The sequence below is a fragment of the Mesorhizobium sp. M0047 genome (assembly GCF_040323315.1).
GTDB lineage: Bacteria > Pseudomonadota > Alphaproteobacteria > Rhizobiales > Rhizobiaceae > Mesorhizobium.
Map to the genome: position 1 here is coordinate 51,436 of NZ_JAMYUW010000015.1, position 17,039 is coordinate 68,474.

Here is a 17,039-nt window from a genome sequence, read left to right on the forward strand (position 1 = left end):
CGATGTGAGACCCAAGGAATGGTGGACAGGACAAAAGTGGCGGACAGCAAACATCATGGTGCACTTGGCGCCGTCTATGCGGCCAAGCGCCCGGAGGAGGTCGCAGCACTCTATAACAGCTGGTCGCAGACCTATGACGCCGACATGTCGGCCGCCGGCTATCGCCACCCAACGATCTGCCTTGCGCTGCTGGCCCGCCATCTGCCGCGCGGTGCCGCACCGCTGCTCGATGCCGGGGCCGGCACTGGGCTGATCGGCGAATGGTTGAACATTGCCGGCTATCCCCAGGTCGAGGCACTGGACATCTCGGAAGGCATGCTGGCTCAGGCCGCGCGCAAGGGCGTCTATTCGGCGCTTCATTGCCTGGCTCTCGGCGGTCATCTGCCCTTTGCCGACGATGCCTATGCCGGGATCATCTCGGCCGGCGTCTTCACCTCCGGCCATGTCGGCACTGAGGGGCTGGACGAACTGATCCGCATCTGCAGGCCGGGCGGCATCATCGTGCTGACGGTCAAGAACACGCTGTGGGAAGCGGGCTTCGCCGCGCGCATCGCCGAGCTCGAGGCGCAAGGTCTCGTCAGCCGCGTCGAGGAAACGAGGCCTTACATTTCCATGCCGGGCGAGGCCGACACCGTGCCGAGCCGCGGTCTCGCTTTGCGCGTGATTTGATCTACGCTTTGACCTTGGCGGCTGTCGGATCGTACATCGGCTCGAGATGGATATTGGCCGGTGTTCGTTCCATCGCGACCACCAGTTCGTAGTCGCCCGAGGTGAGAAAATCTTCACTGACGCCATCGGCGTTGCGCACATAGCCGTAGCCGATGTTCTTGCCCAGCGTGTAGCCGTAGCCACCGCTGGTGAGATAGCCGACCAGCTCGCCATTGCGTAGGATGGTCTCGCGTCCGAGCAACACGATCTCGGGGTCATCGACCGTGAAGCCGGCGAAACGTTTCTTCAGCGCCGCGCCGCTGGCCGTCTCGAGCGCTCGCCGCCCAATGAAATCGGTATTCTTGCGCAGCTTGACCGCCCAGCCGAGGCCTGCTTCCTGCGGCGTGTCATTGGGCGTGATGTCGGAGCCCCAGGCGCGATAGCCTTTTTCCAACCGCAGCGATTCGAGCGCACGATAGCCGACCGGGCGGATCTCATACGTCTTTCCTGCCTCCATCAGGCAGTCGAAGACTTCGCCGGTGGCCGCGATCGGCACATGCAGTTCCCAGCCGAGCTCGCCGACATAGGTGACGCGCAGCGCCCGAACCGTGTGACCGGCGACGGCAATCTCACGCACATGGCCGAATGGGAATGCCGCGTTCGACACGTCCGCGCCGGTCACCGCCGAAAGCACGTCGCGCGCCCGAGGGCCCATCAGCGAAAGCGTGCCGAAATCCTCGGTGACGTCGACAAGCGTGGCACTGAGCCCTTGGCCGATATGGTCGCTGATCCATGACAGATCATGTGTGCGAAAACCTGTGCCTGTGACGATGTAGAACTTTTCCTCCGCCAGCCGCGCCACCGTCAGGTCGGCCTCGATGCCGCCGCGTGTATTGAGAAGCTGCGTATAGGTCAGCCGGCCGGCCGGCTTGCCGACGTCGTTGGCGCAGATCCAGTCCAGCGCCTTGAGCGCGTCAGCCCCGCTCAGCTCGTATTTGGCGAAGGACGATTGATCGAAGATGCTTACCTTTTCGCGCACGTGCCGGTGTTCGTCGCCGACCGCGGCGAACCAGTTCTGCCGCCCCATCGAATAGATGTCCTGGGGCTCGACACCTTCGGGCGCAAACCAGTTAGGCCGCTCCCAGCCGAGCTTCGAGCCGAACACGGCGCGCTGCTGTTTCAGCCTGTCGTAAAGGGGCGAGACGATACGAGGCCGCCCGCTGACGTACTCCTCATGCGGAAAGCCGATCGTATAGTGTTTCCCATAGGCTTCCAGAGTGCGGTCGCGGACCCACTGCCGGTCGCGGTGCAAATTGGAAAAGCGCCTGATATCGACGACCCACAGGTCGAGTGGCGCTTCGCCGTCGACAACCCACTGCGCCAGCACCCAGCCGGCCCCGCCGCCCGATGCGATGCCGAAGGCGTTGAAGCCGGCGCCGACGAACATGTTGGCGCATTCGGGCGCAGTGCCGAGGATGAAATTGCCGTCCGGCGTAAAACTCTCCGGGCCGTTGATCATCTGCTTGACGCCGACGGTTTCCAGCGCCGGCATACGCGCGATCGCCTGCATCATGTGTTGCTCGAAATGATCGTAATCGTCGTCGAACAGTCTGAACTCCCAATCATTGGGTACGTCGCCCCCGGGGAGATCGGTCGTCCAGGCCTGTGGATTCGGCTCGTAGCCGCCCATCACCAGCCCGCCGACCTCCTCCTTGAAATAGGTGCGCCGGTCCGGGTCACGAATGGTCGGCGCGTCGGTCGCCAGCCCATCGATCTTCTCGGTGATGATGTACTGGTGCTTCACTGGCTGCAGCGGCACGTTGATGCCGGCCATCGCGCCGACCTGCCGTGCCCATTGCCCGGCGCAGTTGACCACCTTGTCGCAGGCGATGTCGCCCTTGCTGGTCTTTACCATCGTGATGCGGCCGTCCTTCATCTCGAAACCGGTGACGCGGACATCCTCGAACAATTTCGCGCCATGCATGCGCGCGCCCTTGGCCAGCGACTGCGTGATGTCGGAGGGGCTCGCCTGGCCATCGGTCGGCAGCCAGGAGGCTCCGACGAGATCGCCAGTTTCCATGAGCGGCCACATGGATTTGATCTCCGCCGGGGACAGCAATTGCATGTCCATGCCGAAACTTTTCGCCGTCGTCGCCAGCCTTTTGTACTCGGTCCAGCGGTCGGCATTGGTGGCGAGCCTGAGGCACCCGGTCATCTTCCAGCCGGTGGCGAGGCCGGTCTCGGCCTCCAGTCCCTTGTAGAGGTCGACTGAGTATTTTAGCACACGGGTGATCGACGCTGACGAGCGCAGCTGGCCGACAAGGCCGGCGGCGTGCCAGGTCGAGCCCGAGGTCAGCTTGCCTTGCTCCAGCAACACGACATCAGCCTTGTGGTCGCGCGCCAGGTGATACGCTGTCGAACAGCCGATGATGCCGCCGCCAATGACGACGATGGCGGCCTGGCTGGGCAATGTCATGATTTCTGTGTCCCGTACTTCGTTCTGTAGTTTTCCAGCGCGGCGTCGAGCCGCGTCAGGTTTTCCTCGGTGTAGGCGACGTAGTCGATGCCGGGCGCGTCGAGGTAGAGCTCGGACACCATGCTCCACATCGCCTCGCGCAGCAGCGAAGCGCATTGCATAGCCGCGTGCGAGCGGCGGATCGCCTCGTCCGGTTCCTTCATGAAATAGGCGGTCAGGAAGGCGAAGGATTCCTCGTCGCTCATCCCGGCGTTGGAGGCTACGCCGGCGAGATCGAACATCGCCGTATTGAAGCCGGCATATTCGAAGTCGATCAGCCACAGCCTGTTGCCATCGTCGAGAATGTTGGCCGGCAGCAGATCGTTGTGGCCAAAGACGATCGGCAGCAGTTTCTGTGCGCGCTCCAGCTCGTCAGCCAGCGTCAGCAGGCGCGGCAGGTCGCTGCGTTTGCGGCTGCCGCCTTCTTCAAGCGTGCGCGCATAGTCTCGGATGACATGGAACACCCAGAACATGAAGCCGGCGCCGGAGACGTGATTGGGCATCTCGCGATGGAAGGCGCGCATGAGCGCCGCGATACGCCCGAGACTGGTGCGCACATCCTCCGCCTGCAAGGTTTTGGCGCCGAGAAACTCCGTCACCAGGATGCCCGGCTCGGCATGGAGGACGGCCGGTGCGAAACCAGCGGCATGGGCCGCCCGCGCGGTCATCACCTCGCGCTCACGAAAGACATGGTGGAACGGATAGTCCTTGCCGAAGCGAACGACATGTTTGCCGGCCGCATCCGTGACCACATAGTTGGCGTTGCTCAGACCGCCGGGTAGGGGTGCGATTTCGATGCCGCCGGTCCAGCAGGGCAGGTCGCGGATGCGTTCTTCGGCGGTCACGGAATCATCCCTGGTTTGCTGGGGGTTCGATAAGGTGCCATGGACAGAGCGACGATGGCGGGGAGAAACGCAAAAAATCTCGTCGGTGCGGGATGCCAGGATCGGTATCCCGCACCGCACCGACGAGCCCCTTGGCCAGGTCTTTGAGCCCGGCATCCGCCCCCGCGGATCTGAAACTTCCTCGCGCCCGGCACGTTACAAACGGCCTGGTGCGTGAGTTGCGGATCTGCCATCACCCTCCCGTTGCAGCTCCGAACCCTGTCTTGACTTCACGCCCGGGTTGCTCGGTTGTCAAGAAAAAGATGTGACCTTTTTTGGGTGTTTTGCCCGAAACCTAAGATGGCTCCTTTAAAAACGCTTGAATTACCTTAAAATCGGTCAGAGTCTCAGTTCGGGGAACCAAATGGCTCAATCCAAGCGCCACGGCGAGATCCTGCGGCTGCTGCAGGAAGAAGGCACTGTCACCATCGCCAGCCTGGCCGACCGGCTGGGCGTTTCGCTCGAGACCGTGCGCCGCGACGTCAAGCCTCTCACCGGCGACGGCTCCGTCCTCAAGATGCATGGCGCCATCGGCCTGCCGTCGATGGTAGGCGAAGCGCCGTTCGAGCGGCGCATGCGTGAGAATGCCGATGCCAAGCGCATCATTGCCCGCATGGTCGCCGGCACCATCCGCGATGGCGAATCGATCATGCTCGACACCGGCACGACAACCTCGTTCCTAGCCCGCGAGCTGCTCGGCCATCGGCGCTTGACGGTCGTCACCAACTCATCGGATATCGCCCGCACGCTGGCCACCATCAACGGCAATAAGGTCTACATGGCCGGCGGCGAGCTGCGCAGCGATTCCGGCGCCGCCTTCGGCGCCTCGGCCATTGACTTCGTCAGCCGCTTCTCGGTCAGCCACGCCATCATCTCCACCGGTGCCGTCGATGCGGTGATGGGAGTCATGGACTATGACCTGGAAGAAGCCGAATTCGCGCGCATGGTGCTGTCGCGCGGTCAGCGTTCGCTCGTCATCACCGATCATTCTAAGTTCGGCCGCCTCGGTCTGGTCCAGGTCTGCGGCTTCGATAGTTTTTCCGAGATCGCCACCGACCGGTCGCCGCCGCACGACATCGCCGCGGCCTTGGCGCAGGCCGGCGCGCGGCTCAGCATCGTCGGCGCGGAGAGCGGGTTCTGATCAAGCCAACCCATGCCGACGATTTGGCCGGCACTTCCCACCGCCGCCTCCGCCGTGTTTAGTCCGGCTATGGCCTTCACCATCCGCCAGTTGCAGTTCTTCATCGCCGTGGCCGAGCAAGGCACGGTCTCGGGTGCCGCGCAGAACCTCTCGATCTCACAGTCGTCGGTCACCGAAGCGATCAAGGAACTCGAAAGCGATCTCGGCGTCGAACTGTTCGAACGCCATCCGCGCGGGCTGAACATTACCCACAAGGGCCACCAGTTCCTGCGCCACGCCACCAAGATCCTCGCCGACGTTTCCGACGCGCGCCGTTCTTTCTCCGGCGAGCAAACGGTGGCAGGCGGTCGGCTGCAGCTGGGCGTCACCTCGCTCGTCGCAGGTTACGTGCTGTCGGATCTGCTTGCCCGCTACCGCCGCGCCTATCCCGGCGTCGAGGTCTCGGCAATCGAGGATAATGGCGACTACCTCGAGCATCTCTTGATCGGCGGCAAGCTCGACATTGCCGTCATGGTCACCTCCAATCTGCGCGACCGCACCGCGCTGCAGTCGGAAATCCTCGAAGTCTCGGCGTATCGGCTGTGGCTGCCGCTCGGCCACCCGCTCGTCAGCGCAGACATCATCAGCATTGGCGACATTGCCTCCGAAACGCTAATTATGCTGACCGTCGATGAGATCGAGGAAAATACTGGCAAGCTGCTGACGGCAATCGGCGCCAAGCCACATGTCGCCTTCCGCACGCGTTCCGTCGAAGCCGTGCGCAGTCTGGTCGCGACCGGTGCCGGCGTGGCGCTGTTGCCCGACCTCGTCTACCGGCCCTGGTCGCTGGAAGGCGACCGCATCGAATCGCGCGACATTTCGGGCTCCTTGCCGGTGGTGCAGGTCGGCATGGTCTGGCGGCGCGGTTCCGGCCTGCCGCAGGCGGCACGCGATTTCATCGGCCTTGCCCAGTCGCAACGGACGGTCCGCCGCTAGTGTGGCCTACTCCAAGTTGACGTCGCCAGTCTTGCGCTCGCGCCTTGTGACAGAGACCGCCTCCGCCTTGAACGGCCTGATTGGAGCAACCTCGAAGCGGCCGGCGCCGGCAAGCCTGACGGCGGGGCGGAACGTCGGAACACTCCATCGGCCGGGCTGCCGGACATCGGGCGGCGTGACGCAAAGCCTCTCGGATCGCGGTCAGGCGCTGGATGGCTTGGTCAAGTTCGTTCGCCTTGGCATCCAGGCGCCCTCGATCCATTTTCGGCAGGCCGTCGGGCGTCAGCATCGCGGAAATCTCGTCCAGTGCAAATCCACCGGCGCGTCCAAGCGCGATCAAGGCGAGCCGTTCCAGGACGGCCGGGTCGAACAAGCGGCGCTGGCCGCGACGGCCGATCGAGGCGATGAGGCCCTTCTCCTCGTACTAGCGAAGTGTCGAGGCGGGCACGCCGGTACGGCGTGACACTTCGGCAATATCCATATCTTTCATGCTTGACCTCAAGTCGGCTTGAACTCGTAGAGTGCTCGCGACGAGCGGTGAGAGCAACAGAAAGTGAGGTCCGTTATGCCACAATCCGCGCAGCCAAACACACGGCAAGCCGCGCTCTGGAATGATGTCAGCGGAAAGGCCTGGGTCGAGATGCAGCCGATCCTCGACGAGGTACTGGCGCCGTTCGAGCGGCTGGTAGTCGATGCCGGCTATCCCGGGGAAGGGGGCAATGTCCTGGACATCGGCTGCGGCGCCGGCGCTACAACTCTGGCGATGGCGCGCCTCGTGGGCAACGACGGACGTTGTGTTGGGCTTGACATCTCGCAGCCGCTTGTCGCCCTGGCGACGGAGCGCACGCGGCGGGAAGAGGTAGCAAACGCAAGTTTTGAAGTGGGCGATGCCCAGGCGTATGCATTCGAATCTGGGCACTTCGACGCTGTTGTCTCGCGCTTTGGTGTCATGTTCTTCGATGATCCCGTGGCCGCGTTCACCAACATAAGACGGGCCGCAAGGCGCGGTGGCAAACTCGCCTTTGTTGCTTGGCGCAGTCCAGTCGAGAATGATTTCATGACGACCGCTGCGCGAGCGGCTGCGCCTTTCCTGCCGCCCGCACCCGCGCCAGACCCCGATGCGCCGGGGCAGTTTGCCTTTGCCGACGGCGCCAAGGTGAAGCGGATCCTTGACGCCAGCGGCTGGGCATCAATCGAAGTCGAACAGGTGGACGTCCTGTGTCAGATCGCCCAAGACGATCTGATGACGTACGTCACCCGGCTAGGGTCGGTCGGCGCCGCGATGCGCGAGGTTGACCGGGCAGTGGCCGAAAAAATCACTACGGTGTTGCCTGCTGCGTTCGCGCCTTTCATGGAGGACGGTGAGGCTCGCTTCAATGCCGCCTGCTGGCTGGTGACGGCGCTGGCTTGAAGGGGGCGTCTGGCTATCGGTAAAACCGATATCGCCTTTCTGATAAATCAATTTGCGAAACCGGGTTTTTCACAGCACTTTCCGATTTCAGGGACAAGCCGCCATCAGAGCGGCATCAAGTCTAAACGGACGAACTGACTTTTTCAGGCTGCGCGTGACCCCTGGCGAGGACCGAAAACCGGCTTTCGCAGTCAAGCGCCAAAATGGGAGATCGACGATGAATTCATTCCTCAAGTCATGCACTGCCTTGACGATCGCGCTGACCTTCTCCGGCCAGGCCGTCGCCCAGGTCAAGGAACTTGGCAAGGGCGAAGGCCAGCTCAACATCGTGGCGTGGCCGGGCTACATCGAACGCGGCGAAACCGACAAGGGCTATGACTGGGTGACCTCTTTCGAGAAGGAAACCGGCTGCAAGGTAAACGTCAAGACGGCCAATACTTCCGACGAGATGGTCTCGCTGATGAACGAGGGTGGTTTCGACCTTGTCACCGCCTCAGGCGATGCCTCGCTGCGCCTCGTTGCCGGCAAGCGCGTGCAACCAATCAACACCGATCTCATCCCGAGCTGGAAAACGGTCGACGAGCGCCTCAAGGACGCGCCGTGGTTTACCGTCGGCGGCGTCCATTACGGCGTTCCCTACCAGTGGGGTCCCAACATCCTGATGTACAACACCGACGTATTCAAGGAGGCTCCCAAGAGCTGGAATGTCGTCTTCGAGGAAATGAAGCTGCCGGATGGCAAATCCAACAAGGGGCGCGTGCAGGCCTATGATGGGCCGATCCACATCGCGGATGCGGCCAACTATCTGATGTTCCATAAGCCGGAACTCGGCATCAAGGATCCTTACGAACTGAATGAGGACCAGTACAAGGCAGCGCTCGACCTGCTGCGCGTCCAGCGCACCCTGGTCGGCCGCTACTGGCATGACGCAGCTATCCAGGTCGACGATTTCCAGAACGAAGGCGTCGTCGCTTCCGGTTCGTGGCCTTTCCAGGTCAACACGCTGGTCGCCGCCAAGAAGCCGATCGCCTCGACCATTCCGGAGGAGGGCGCCACCGGTTGGGCCGACACCACGATGATGGAAGCCGATTCGGCCAATCCCAACTGCGCCTATATGTGGATGGAACATTCGCTGTCGCCCAAGGTACAGGGTGATGTCTCGGCCTGGTTTGGTTCGCTGCCCGTCGTGCCAGCCGCCTGTAAGGGCAATGAGCTTTTGACCGACGAAGGCTGCAAGACCAACGGCTACGACAATTTCGACAAGATCAAGTTCTGGAAGACCCCGGTGTCGAAATGCACCACCCAGAACGACCAGTGCGTGCCCTATTACCGCTGGGTATCGGACTATATCGGCGTCATCGGGGGTCGTTAAGCGCTCTTACCCTTCCCTTGTGGGGAGGGTCGACGCGCAGCGTCGGGGTGGGGTCCCGGACACGATTTTGCCTATGAGGCCGCCCCCCACCGTGGCCTTTGCTGCGGTCTCCTCCATCGACGGGAGGTGGGGTGGCGCGCGAATTCGCCATCCCCTGCCAGGATTTGCAGGCGAGGTGATCGACAGAACTAAACCGGCAACAGACTGACAGCACCATGACATCAGCCGTTTCCTTCCAGAAAGCCTCGCGCCATTTCGGCAGCGTTCGCGCCGTCGACGCGGTCGATCTCGAGATCGCGCCGGCCGAATTCTTCGCCATGCTGGGGCCGTCCGGTTCCGGCAAGACCACCTGTCTGCGCCTCATCGCCGGTTTTGAGCAGCCGACCTCCGGTTCGATCTCGATCTTTGGCGAACGCGCCGAAGGCGTGCCGCCCTATCGACGCAACGTCAATACCGTGTTTCAGGACTATGCGCTGTTCCCGCATCTGAATGTGCTCGACAACGTCGCCTACGGGCTGATGGTCAAGGGCGCCAGCAAGGCTGAACGGCACAAGGCTGCGGAAGAGGCTCTGGCTCTGGTGCGGCTGCCCGGCTATGGCGCTCGCCGCCCCGGCCAGCTTTCCGGCGGCCAGCGCCAGCGCGTCGCACTCGCCCGCGCGCTGGTCAACCAGCCCAGGGTGCTGTTGCTCGACGAGCCGCTTGGCGCGCTCGACCTCAAATTGCGCGAGAACATGCAGGAGGAACTGAAGTCGCTGCAGAAGGCCCTCGGCATCACCTTCGTCTTCGTCACCCACGATCAGGGCGAGGCGCTGTCGATGGCCGACCGCGTCGCCGTCTTCAATGACGGCAAGATCATGCAAATCGGTACACCGGAGGATATCTACCAGCGGCCGAAGACCCGCTTCGTTGCCGATTTCGTCGGCTCATCCAATGTACTGCCGCCGGATTTCGTCCAGCGTTATTCCGGCCAGCATCGCTGGGGCAGCCTGCGCCCTGAATCCATTCGCGTCGGACGAGCGGCCAGTGGTGAAGGCGTGTCCGCCCGCCTCGTCTCGACCAATTATCTCGGCGCCACGACGAAGCTGGCACTCGACGCCGACGGGCTGCGGTTGCACGCCATCGTGCCGGCCGGCACGGCCTTGCCAGGGGAAGGCGAGACGGTCGTGCTCACCTTCAACCGCGAGCATCTGCACCTGATGGATGAGCCGGCATGATGAAGGTTTGCGCGAAGCGCCCCCCTCTGTCCTGCCGGACATCTCCCCCTCAAGGGGGGAGATCAGTAGCTTCCCGGCCTCGCCAATTCTGCCACGTAGGAGATTGGCGAAACCCGAATGGACAGCCAATCTCCCCCCTTGAGGGGGAGATGTCCGGCAGGACAGAGGGGGGCGCCGTAGAGCGCTACCTGTCTCATGATCTCCCGCAATACAGAGCGGCCCGATGACAATCGCCGCGCTCAACTCCAATCCCACCCCCGCCATCCTGCCGGGCAGCGGCGGCTTGCGAGGCGCGCTGTCGGATCTTTTCTGGCGCAAGCCGAAGGTCCTGCTGCTGCTCATGCTGCTGCCACCGGTGCTGTGGCTCGGGATCGTCTATATCGGCTCGCTATTCGCCCTCCTGGCGCAGAGTTTTTTCTCCATCGACGAGTTTTCCGGCCTCATCAACCGAGAGTTCACGTTGAAGACCTATGCCGACCTGTTCCAGGCCGCCAATCTCGACATCATCCTGCGGACGGTGACGATGGCGGCTCTGGTCACGCTGGCCTCGGCCGTCGTCGCCTTCCCGATCGCCTACTACGCGGCGCGCTATGCGCGCGGCCGCTGGAAGGCGCTGTTCTACCTCGGCATCATGCTGCCGCTGTGGTCGAGCTACCTGGTCAAGATCTATGCCTGGAAGCTTATCCTGGCCAAGGAAGGAATCCTGACCTGGCTGCTCGCCAAGCTGCATCTGTCGTGGGTACTCGACGCCTGGCTGTCGCTGCCGGTCGTTGGCGGCAATTCGCTGTCGGTGTCGTTCACCGGCACCTTCATCGTCTTCGTCTATGTCTGGCTGCCTTTCATGATCCTGCCGGTACAGGCGGCGCTCGAGCGCGTGCCCGGCAATCTGGTCGAGGCATCGTCCGACTTGGGGGCTTCGCCGGGACAGACCTTCCGCAACGTGCTGTTCCCGCTGGCGTTGCCGGGCATAGTCGCCGGCTCGATCTTTACCTTTTCGCTGACGCTCGGCGACTACATCATCCCGCAGATCATCGGCACCTCGCGGCTGTTCATCGGCCAGGCGGTCTATTCGCAGCAAGGCACCGCCGGCAACATCCCGCTCGCCGCCGCCTTCACCGTGGTGCCGATCGTCATCATGGGGTTCTATCTCTGGGGCGCCAAGCGCATGGGGGCCTTCGATGCGCTCTGATGGTTCCCAGTCGGCTCCGCTCGGCCTGAAGATCGCCGCTGCCTGCGGGCTGCTGTTCCTGCACCTGCCGATCCTGCTGATTTTCGTCTATGCCTTCACCACTGAGGAAAAAAGCTTCGTCTGGCCGCCGCCGGGCCTGACGACGCAATGGTTCGCCGTCACCTGGAACCGGCCCGATGTCTGGCAGGCGCTGTCGCTGTCGGTCAGGGTCGCGGCCATCTCGACGGCGATCGCGCTCGTCCTCGGTACGCTCTGTTCGGCGGCTGTGTCGCGGACGAAATTCTTCGGCCGCGAAACCATCTCGCTGCTGGTCATCCTGCCGATCGCGCTGCCCGGCATCATCACCGGCATTGCATTGCGCTCGGCCTTTTCGCTGGCAGACATCCCGTTCTCGTTCTGGACGATCGTGCTAGGCCACGCCACCTTCTGCGTCGTTGTCGTCTACAACAACGCGGTCGCCCGCTTTCGCCGCACATCGGGCTCGATGATCGAGGCGTCGATGGATCTCGGCGCCGACGGCTTCCAGACCTTCCGGCATATCGTGCTGCCCAACATCGCCACCGCGCTGCTCGCCGGCGGCATGCTGGCCTTCGCTTTGTCCTTCGACGAGGTCATCGTCACCACCTTCACCGCCGGCCAGCAGCAGACGCTGCCGATTTGGATGCTGGAAGAGCTGATCCGTCCGCGCCAGCGCCCGGTCACCAACGTCGTCGCCATGATCGTGGTGCTGGTGACGCTGCTGCCGATCCTTGCCGCCTATTACCTCACCCGCGACGGCGACCAGATCGCTGGAAGCGGGAAATGAAAAACAGCGAATAGGGAGTAGCGAATAGCGAATAGGGAAACCGACTGCCAAGACCTGCTCGCTACTCGCTATTCGCTACTCGCTCCTGTTCAAGGAGAACCCAATGGAAACCCAGATGCTGATCGGCTCGAAATTCGAGAAGGGCACCGAAACCGAGGAACCCATCCTCAATCCGAAGACCGGGGCGACCATCCTCAACCTGCCCGAAGCCAGCCAGGCGCAGATCGAGGCGGCGGTGCTGGCGGCCGAAAAGGCGTTCGTCCTGTGGTCGCGCACCACGCCGGCGCAGCGTTCGGGCTATCTCCTGAAGATCGCCGACCGCATCGAGGCCGCCGCGAAGGAGTTCGCCACGCTCGAGGCGTTGAACTGCGGCAAGCCAGTCAACGCCGTGCTCAATGACGAAATCCCGGCGATCGTCGACTGCTACCGCTTCTTTGCAGGCGCTGTGCGCTCGATGCCGGGCGTCGTCGCCGGCGAATACATTCCCGGCCACACCTCAATGGTCCGCCGCGACGCAATCGGCATCGTCGCTTCAATCGCGCCGTGGAACTATCCGCTGATGATGATGGCCTGGAAGGTGGCGCCGGCGATCGCCGGCGGCAACACCGTCGTCTTCAAGCCGTCCGAGCAGACGCCGCTGACGGCCCTGAAACTGGCGAAGATCCTTGCCGAGATCCTGCCGGAAGGCGTGGTCAATGTCGTGCTCGGCCGCGGCGACAGTGTCGGCAACACGCTGATCAACCATCCCAAGGTCAACATGATCTCGATCACCGGCGACGTCGCCACCGGCAAGAAGGTGCTGCAGGCGGCCGCCAAGTCGGTCAAGCGCACCCATCTCGAACTCGGCGGCAAGGCGCCGGTCATCGTCTTCGACGATGCCGACCTCCGCTCGGTGGTCAACGGCCTGCGCGCCTTCGGCTACTACAATGCCGGCCAGGATTGCACCGCCGCCTGCCGCATCTATGCCGGCAAGAAGATCTACGACAAGCTTGTCGCCGATCTGTCCTCAGCCGTCTCGACCATCAAGTACAATCGCCCAGACGACACCGAAAACGAGATCGGGCCGCTGATCTCGCGCCGTCAGCGCGACCGTGTATCGAGCTTCGTCGAGCGTGCCTCGGAACTGAAGCACATCGAGATCACCACCGGTGGCAAACCGGGCGAGGGCTCCGGATTCTATTACCAGCCGACCGTCGTTGCCGGCGCCCTGCAGGAAGACGAGATCGTGCGTCGCGAAGTGTTCGGGCCGGTCGTCTCGATCACCCGTTTCACCGAAGTCGACGAGGCGGTAAACTGGGCCAATGACAGCGACTATGGCCTTGCATCCTCGGTGTGGACCAAGGACGTGTCGCGCGCCATGGCGACTGCCGCGAGCCTCCAGTATGGTTGCACTTGGATCAACACCCATTTCATGCTGACCAACGAGATGCCGCATGGCGGACTGAAACAGTCCGGCTACGGCAAGGACATGTCGCTCTACGCGCTCGAGGACTACACCGCCGTCCGGCACGTGATGGTTGCGCATAGCTAGCGCTTGGAAATGCAAGCACTCAGAAGGAGGAATGACCATGCATCGCCGCCAGTTTCTGTCATCCGCAGCCATCGCCGGAGCACTGTTGGCCACTGGGCCATCCTTTGCTGCCGACACCGCCCAATCGGTCGTCGAAGCCTATCTCGCCGCCTGGAATGCCCATGATTCGACCAAGGCCGCCAGCTATTTCGCCGACGACGTCATGTACTACGATGCCTCGGTCGGCACCCCGGTCAAAGGCAAGGAAGCCGCCAAGACCGGCGTCATCGACAACTTCCTCAAGGCCGTTCCTGATGCCGTCTGGACGATGAAGGGCGCGCCTGTGGTGGAGGGCGACCGCGTCTCCTTCGAATGGGAGTTTTCCGGCACCAACACAGGCGCTTGGGCCGATGGCACGGCCGCCACCGGCAAGAAATTTTCCTTCACCGGCGCTTCGATGTTCTCGATCAAGGACGGCAAGATAGCCACCCAGAGTGACTACTATGACGCGCTCGGCTTCTACAAGCAGCTTGGCCTGATGTAGAGGCACCGTTCATGGGGAGCAGGAAGAACGGTTCGAAGGACCGATATGAGGCAGGGCCAACCTTTAAAAGCTGGCCTCTGCCCCGATCTGTCTGCCGGCATCTTCTTCCCGCAAGCGGCGAGAAGAGAGCACTACTCCACGATGCGGTAGATATTCCACAGGCTGGTGCCTGACACAACGTAGGGCTCCATCTCCTTGCCCCATTTGGCGTGCGCGTCGATCTTGCTGATCTTGGCGAAGAACGCCTCCAGCTGGGCCAGGCTCTCGACCTGATGGTGCGACTCGACCGTCGCTTCCCGGGCGCCGATCGAGCCGGTCATGATCTTGAACTCGAGATCGGCGAGACCGACCTGCGACCCGATCTCGCGTTCCCATTTCTTCAACAGGTCGAGCACGGTCTGCTTGTGTCCGAACTTGGCGTCGATCTGCCATCTGGCGCTGAACATTGTCTTCTCCTCCGGGGTTGAGGCCGGGGCATGATCCCGAAAAGTGGAATCCGATCGGGATCAGGCACCAGCACTGAAACAGAGCCCATCCCGATTGAATCGGGATGGGCAGCTTCGCCGTTGACCTACTCGTCCCATGCCTGCACGACGGTCTGCCGTGCAATCAGCCCGTTCTTCAGCTCCAGCGTCGCGGCGCAGAACACCTTGGTGCCGTCTGGATAGGCGCAGGCCTGGGTGAAGGCCAGGCTGTCGCCCTCGGCGATGGTGGTGTCGACCTTATGGGTCATCGCACGGCTGCAGATGTCGTCCCAGAACGTGCTTATCGCCGCGCGCCCGCGAATTTCACGCGGCTTGCTCGGTGGGTTGTTGCGGTCGATCACCCGCACCAGCGCGTCGTCGGCATAGAAGCTCGACAGCATCCTGCCATCACGGCCTTCGATCGCCTTCTTGATCGACGCGCCATTCACTGTTTGGGTCTTGGTCAGCATTTCATCCTCCATTGGCCCGTCTTCCGACGGGCGGTTGATGGTCGAAGTGCTGCCCGGCGCTCATCGCCGGGCAGTGATTTCTTCACTGCAACTTCGCTTTGACGGCCGCGAACAGGTCGTCGGTCTGCTTCTTGAAGGTGGCGAGATCGACCTGGCTGCCGTTGAGCATGGTCGACCAGTGGCGCACGATCGCCGCCATCGCCACCGCCTCCACGTGGTCCACCTCGGCCACGGCGCTTGTCGAACAGGATCAGCCGCGAGAACGCCGAAAGCCGCTTCAGGAGCCTTGTATGACCTTCGTCTTCCCAGTGCAGATCGAGATTGGAAATGAAGCCCGGCACGAAGACGAGATCGAACGGCCCCTGCCCGACCACCTGATAGGCGAGCCGCACATCGCCGCTGCGGGCGTATCGGGTCTCGATCGGCCTCACGAGGTTTTCCGCCCGGCCTGACGATTTCTGATCGTAAACCATAGCAGAGCAACGCCGATCGGGGCAGCCCAAACCTTAGCGATAAGGAATATACGCCGGCGTGGCTCGACGATTATTTTTGCGAGGCGGCGATGTCGGCCGGGGAAGCCTTGAGCCCGAGCCTGATGTCGGCCTCGGCTGGTGTGATCGGTCGCTTGATCCTGGCGGAGGCAGCAACCACCAACTCGTTGAAATCCGCGGCGCCGCCGTCCAGCATCTCGAAGAACTGCCGCCGCATTCTCGGCTCCCAGAACTTGTTGATGTGCTCTGCGACGCCGGCAATGCCTTCCTCGCGCGGCTTGGAATGGAAAAAATCGGCGATCTGGTTCGCCATGCGCACCAGCTTCTCGCTGGTGCTCATGATGTGTTCTTCGTCATGCGACATGCTTGGCAACTCCGCAAACCACCCGGTCGGGGTGGGTGAAAATATCAAAATCGTCGCCGCGAACCAGCGCCACCAGCGTCATGCCAGCCTCTTGCGCCGTGCGGATGGCCAATGCGGTCGGCGCCGAGACGGCGATGATGAAGGCCGAGCCGATAGAAGCCGCCTTCTGCACCATTTCGACCGAAACGCGCGACGTCACCACGACAGCACCGGATGCGCCGTCGATGCCGGCCTTGGCCAGCGCGCCAGCCAGCTTGTCCAGCGCATTGTGACGGCCGACATCTTCGCGCGCCATGACGATGCCCTTGCCGGGCACATAGAAGCCGGCGGCATGCACCGCTCCGGTCTCGCTGTGCAGAGGCTGCACTTTCGACAGAAGCTTGACCGAGGCGGCGATATCGTCGGCATCAAGTGTAAGTTTCGACGCACCAACCGCGTCGACCGAGCGCATTGCTTCTTCGATGGATTCGATGCCGCAGAGCCCGCAGCCAACCGGGCCGGCCAATCGCCTGCGCCGCGCCTCGAAACGCGTGTTGGCGGTGTCCTTCAACCGGATCTGGATGTCGATGCCGGCACCATGGTCCTCGACCTCGATCGCTTCGATCTCGTCGGGCTGCGCAATGATGCCTTCGGTTAGCGAGAAACCGAGCGCGAAATCCTCGAAATCGGCTGGGCTCGCCATCATCACCGCATGCGTGGTGCCGGCGAAGGAGAACGCAACCGGCGTCTCTTCCGGCACCATGCGGTCGGCCGCGGCGGTGCCGCTGGCGCGGTGCGCGAGACGGGAAATCTGGCTGATTGGCTGGCGTTGGCGGGTCACGCAGCACGCCCCTCTGGCCTGCCGGAAAAGCCGTCCCCCACTCCGTCGCTGCTGCGCAGCGCCACCTCTCCCCTCTCCGGAGGGAGAGGAAGGGTGCCTCCCGGCAAAGGCTCGCGCCTTTCCTCTCCCCCGTCGATCGGGGGAGAGGTGTCGAGCGAAGCTCGAGGAGTGGGGGTCGACCAACCGTCGAGATTGAAGCTCTTGCTGTCGAAAGCCTCGACA

At 62.8% G+C, this 17,039-nt stretch carries 18 protein-coding genes and 1 pseudogene; 11 read left to right on the forward strand and 8 right to left on the reverse strand.

Annotated elements, in window-relative coordinates:
- Window positions 1-36 precede the first annotated feature (36 nt).
- On the forward strand, window positions 37-669 hold the full coding sequence (locus tag NKJ89_RS16665; RefSeq protein ID WP_352603993.1) for a class I SAM-dependent DNA methyltransferase: 633 nt from the start codon (window positions 37-39) through the stop codon (window positions 667-669).
- Between the two features lies 1 nt (window position 670).
- On the opposite strand, the gene NKJ89_RS16670 is transcribed toward NKJ89_RS16665, so the two are convergent.
- Together NKJ89_RS16670 and NKJ89_RS16675 are read right to left on the reverse strand one after the other, a co-directional pair.
- Window positions 671-3,124 (reverse strand): GcvT family protein, encoded by a 2,454-nt coding sequence (locus NKJ89_RS16670; protein WP_352603995.1) that lies wholly within the window; start codon window positions 3,122-3,124, stop codon window positions 671-673.
- Window positions 3,121-4,008: a phosphotransferase family protein gene (locus tag NKJ89_RS16675; protein WP_023758238.1), complete on the reverse strand. Its 888-nt coding sequence runs from the start codon at window positions 4,006-4,008 to the stop codon at window positions 3,121-3,123. The genes NKJ89_RS16670 and NKJ89_RS16675 overlap by 4 nt, the downstream gene beginning before the upstream one ends.
- A 403-nt stretch (window positions 4,009-4,411) precedes the next feature.
- On the opposite strand from NKJ89_RS16675, the gene NKJ89_RS16680 reads away from it, so the two are divergent.
- Window positions 4,412-5,188: a DeoR/GlpR family DNA-binding transcription regulator gene (locus NKJ89_RS16680; protein ID WP_023758237.1), complete on the forward strand. Its 777-nt coding sequence runs from the start codon at window positions 4,412-4,414 to the stop codon at window positions 5,186-5,188.
- Between the two features lie 69 nt (window positions 5,189-5,257).
- Window positions 5,258-6,163, forward strand: coding sequence for a LysR family transcriptional regulator (locus tag NKJ89_RS16685; RefSeq protein ID WP_352604124.1), 906 nt, complete (start codon window positions 5,258-5,260; stop codon window positions 6,161-6,163).
- On the opposite strand, the gene NKJ89_RS16690 is transcribed toward NKJ89_RS16685, so the two are convergent.
- Window positions 6,123-6,536 (reverse strand): MerR family DNA-binding protein, encoded by a 414-nt coding sequence (locus NKJ89_RS16690; RefSeq protein WP_352603997.1) that lies wholly within the window; start codon window positions 6,534-6,536, stop codon window positions 6,123-6,125. The two genes, NKJ89_RS16685 and NKJ89_RS16690, sit on opposite strands and share 41 nt — an antisense overlap.
- A gap of 192 nt (window positions 6,537-6,728) precedes the next feature.
- On the opposite strand from NKJ89_RS16690, the gene NKJ89_RS16695 reads away from it, so the two are divergent.
- The 7 genes from NKJ89_RS16695 (at window position 6,729) to NKJ89_RS16725 (ending at window position 14,208) form a co-directional block, all read left to right on the forward strand.
- The gene (locus NKJ89_RS16695; RefSeq protein WP_352603999.1) at window positions 6,729-7,574 is read left to right on the forward strand and encodes a class I SAM-dependent methyltransferase; all 846 of its coding nucleotides are present in this window, start codon (window positions 6,729-6,731) and stop codon (window positions 7,572-7,574) included.
- Window positions 7,575-7,791: 217 nt separating this feature from the next.
- Window positions 7,792-8,946, forward strand: coding sequence for an ABC transporter substrate-binding protein (locus NKJ89_RS16700; RefSeq protein ID WP_352604001.1), 1,155 nt, complete (start codon window positions 7,792-7,794; stop codon window positions 8,944-8,946).
- 215 nt (window positions 8,947-9,161) lie between these two features.
- Entirely contained in the window at window positions 9,162-10,160 is a 999-nt protein-coding gene (locus NKJ89_RS16705) for an ABC transporter ATP-binding protein (protein ID WP_352604003.1), read from the forward strand.
- Window positions 10,161-10,383: 223 nt separating this feature from the next.
- On the forward strand, window positions 10,384-11,349 hold the full coding sequence (locus NKJ89_RS16710; protein ID WP_352604005.1) for an ABC transporter permease: 966 nt from the start codon (window positions 10,384-10,386) through the stop codon (window positions 11,347-11,349).
- Window positions 11,339-12,154 (forward strand): ABC transporter permease, encoded by an 816-nt coding sequence (locus NKJ89_RS16715; protein ID WP_352604007.1) that lies wholly within the window; start codon window positions 11,339-11,341, stop codon window positions 12,152-12,154. The genes NKJ89_RS16710 and NKJ89_RS16715 overlap by 11 nt, the downstream gene beginning before the upstream one ends.
- 103 nt (window positions 12,155-12,257) lie before the next feature.
- The gene (locus NKJ89_RS16720) at window positions 12,258-13,685 is read left to right on the forward strand and encodes a gamma-aminobutyraldehyde dehydrogenase (protein ID WP_352604009.1); all 1,428 of its coding nucleotides are present in this window, start codon (window positions 12,258-12,260) and stop codon (window positions 13,683-13,685) included.
- A 31-nt stretch (window positions 13,686-13,716) separates the two neighbouring features.
- Window positions 13,717-14,208, forward strand: a complete 492-nt coding sequence (locus tag NKJ89_RS16725; RefSeq protein WP_352604011.1) for an ester cyclase — start codon at window positions 13,717-13,719, stop codon at window positions 14,206-14,208.
- Between the two features lie 131 nt (window positions 14,209-14,339).
- Here NKJ89_RS16725 and NKJ89_RS16730 read toward each other — a convergent pair whose 3' ends face one another.
- The 3 genes and pseudogenes from NKJ89_RS16730 to NKJ89_RS16740 form a co-directional block, all read right to left on the reverse strand.
- Entirely contained in the window at window positions 14,340-14,654 is a 315-nt protein-coding gene (locus tag NKJ89_RS16730) for a hypothetical protein (RefSeq protein ID WP_352604013.1), read from the reverse strand.
- Window positions 14,655-14,779: 125 nt separating this feature from the next.
- Entirely contained in the window at window positions 14,780-15,142 is a 363-nt protein-coding gene (locus NKJ89_RS16735; protein WP_352604015.1) for a nuclear transport factor 2 family protein, read from the reverse strand.
- A gap of 82 nt (window positions 15,143-15,224) precedes the next feature.
- Window positions 15,225-15,353: pseudogene (locus NKJ89_RS16740) on the reverse strand (carboxymuconolactone decarboxylase family protein); the annotation flags it as partial.
- A gap of 79 nt (window positions 15,354-15,432) precedes the next feature.
- Between NKJ89_RS16740 and NKJ89_RS16745 the strand changes: the two are divergent.
- Entirely contained in the window at window positions 15,433-15,594 is a 162-nt protein-coding gene (locus tag NKJ89_RS16745) for a hypothetical protein (protein WP_352604017.1), read from the forward strand.
- A gap of 91 nt (window positions 15,595-15,685) precedes the next feature.
- On the opposite strand, the gene NKJ89_RS16750 is transcribed toward NKJ89_RS16745, so the two are convergent.
- Window positions 15,686-15,997, reverse strand: coding sequence for a formate dehydrogenase subunit delta (locus NKJ89_RS16750; protein ID WP_352604019.1), 312 nt, complete (start codon window positions 15,995-15,997; stop codon window positions 15,686-15,688).
- Entirely contained in the window at window positions 15,987-16,817 is an 831-nt protein-coding gene (gene fdhD, locus NKJ89_RS16755) for a formate dehydrogenase accessory sulfurtransferase FdhD (RefSeq protein WP_352604021.1), read from the reverse strand. Before fdhD ends, NKJ89_RS16750 begins: the two co-directional genes overlap by 11 nt.
- Window positions 16,818-17,039: the final 222 nt, after the last annotated feature.

Excerpts from the sequence above, each read along its gene's own strand:
- NKJ89_RS16705 (WP_352604003.1), top strand. The coding sequence starts at position 9,162 with ATGACATCAGCCGTTTCCTTCCAGAAAGCCTCGCGCCATTTCGGCAGC.
- NKJ89_RS16710 (WP_352604005.1), top strand. The coding sequence starts at position 10,384 with ATGACAATCGCCGCGCTCAACTCCAATCCCACCCCCGCCATCCTGCCG.
- NKJ89_RS16680 (WP_023758237.1), top strand. The coding sequence starts at position 4,412 with ATGGCTCAATCCAAGCGCCACGGCGAGATCCTGCGGCTGCTGCAGGAA.
- NKJ89_RS16685 (WP_352604124.1), top strand. The coding sequence starts at position 5,258 with ATGGCCTTCACCATCCGCCAGTTGCAGTTCTTCATCGCCGTGGCCGAG.
- NKJ89_RS16670 (WP_352603995.1), bottom strand. The coding sequence starts at position 3,124 with ATGACATTGCCCAGCCAGGCCGCCATCGTCGTCATTGGCGGCGGCATC.
- NKJ89_RS16700 (WP_352604001.1), top strand. The coding sequence starts at position 7,792 with ATGAATTCATTCCTCAAGTCATGCACTGCCTTGACGATCGCGCTGACC.
- NKJ89_RS16720 (WP_352604009.1), top strand. The coding sequence starts at position 12,258 with ATGGAAACCCAGATGCTGATCGGCTCGAAATTCGAGAAGGGCACCGAA.
- NKJ89_RS16695 (WP_352603999.1), top strand. The coding sequence starts at position 6,729 with ATGCCACAATCCGCGCAGCCAAACACACGGCAAGCCGCGCTCTGGAAT.
- NKJ89_RS16725 (WP_352604011.1), top strand. The coding sequence starts at position 13,717 with ATGACCATGCATCGCCGCCAGTTTCTGTCATCCGCAGCCATCGCCGGA.
- NKJ89_RS16715 (WP_352604007.1), top strand. The coding sequence starts at position 11,339 with ATGCGCTCTGATGGTTCCCAGTCGGCTCCGCTCGGCCTGAAGATCGCC.
- NKJ89_RS16750 (WP_352604019.1), bottom strand. The coding sequence starts at position 15,997 with ATGTCGCATGACGAAGAACACATCATGAGCACCAGCGAGAAGCTGGTG.
- NKJ89_RS16735 (WP_352604015.1), bottom strand. The coding sequence starts at position 15,142 with ATGCTGACCAAGACCCAAACAGTGAATGGCGCGTCGATCAAGAAGGCG.
- NKJ89_RS16730 (WP_352604013.1), bottom strand. The coding sequence starts at position 14,654 with ATGTTCAGCGCCAGATGGCAGATCGACGCCAAGTTCGGACACAAGCAG.
- NKJ89_RS16745 (WP_352604017.1), top strand. The coding sequence starts at position 15,433 with ATGACCTTCGTCTTCCCAGTGCAGATCGAGATTGGAAATGAAGCCCGG.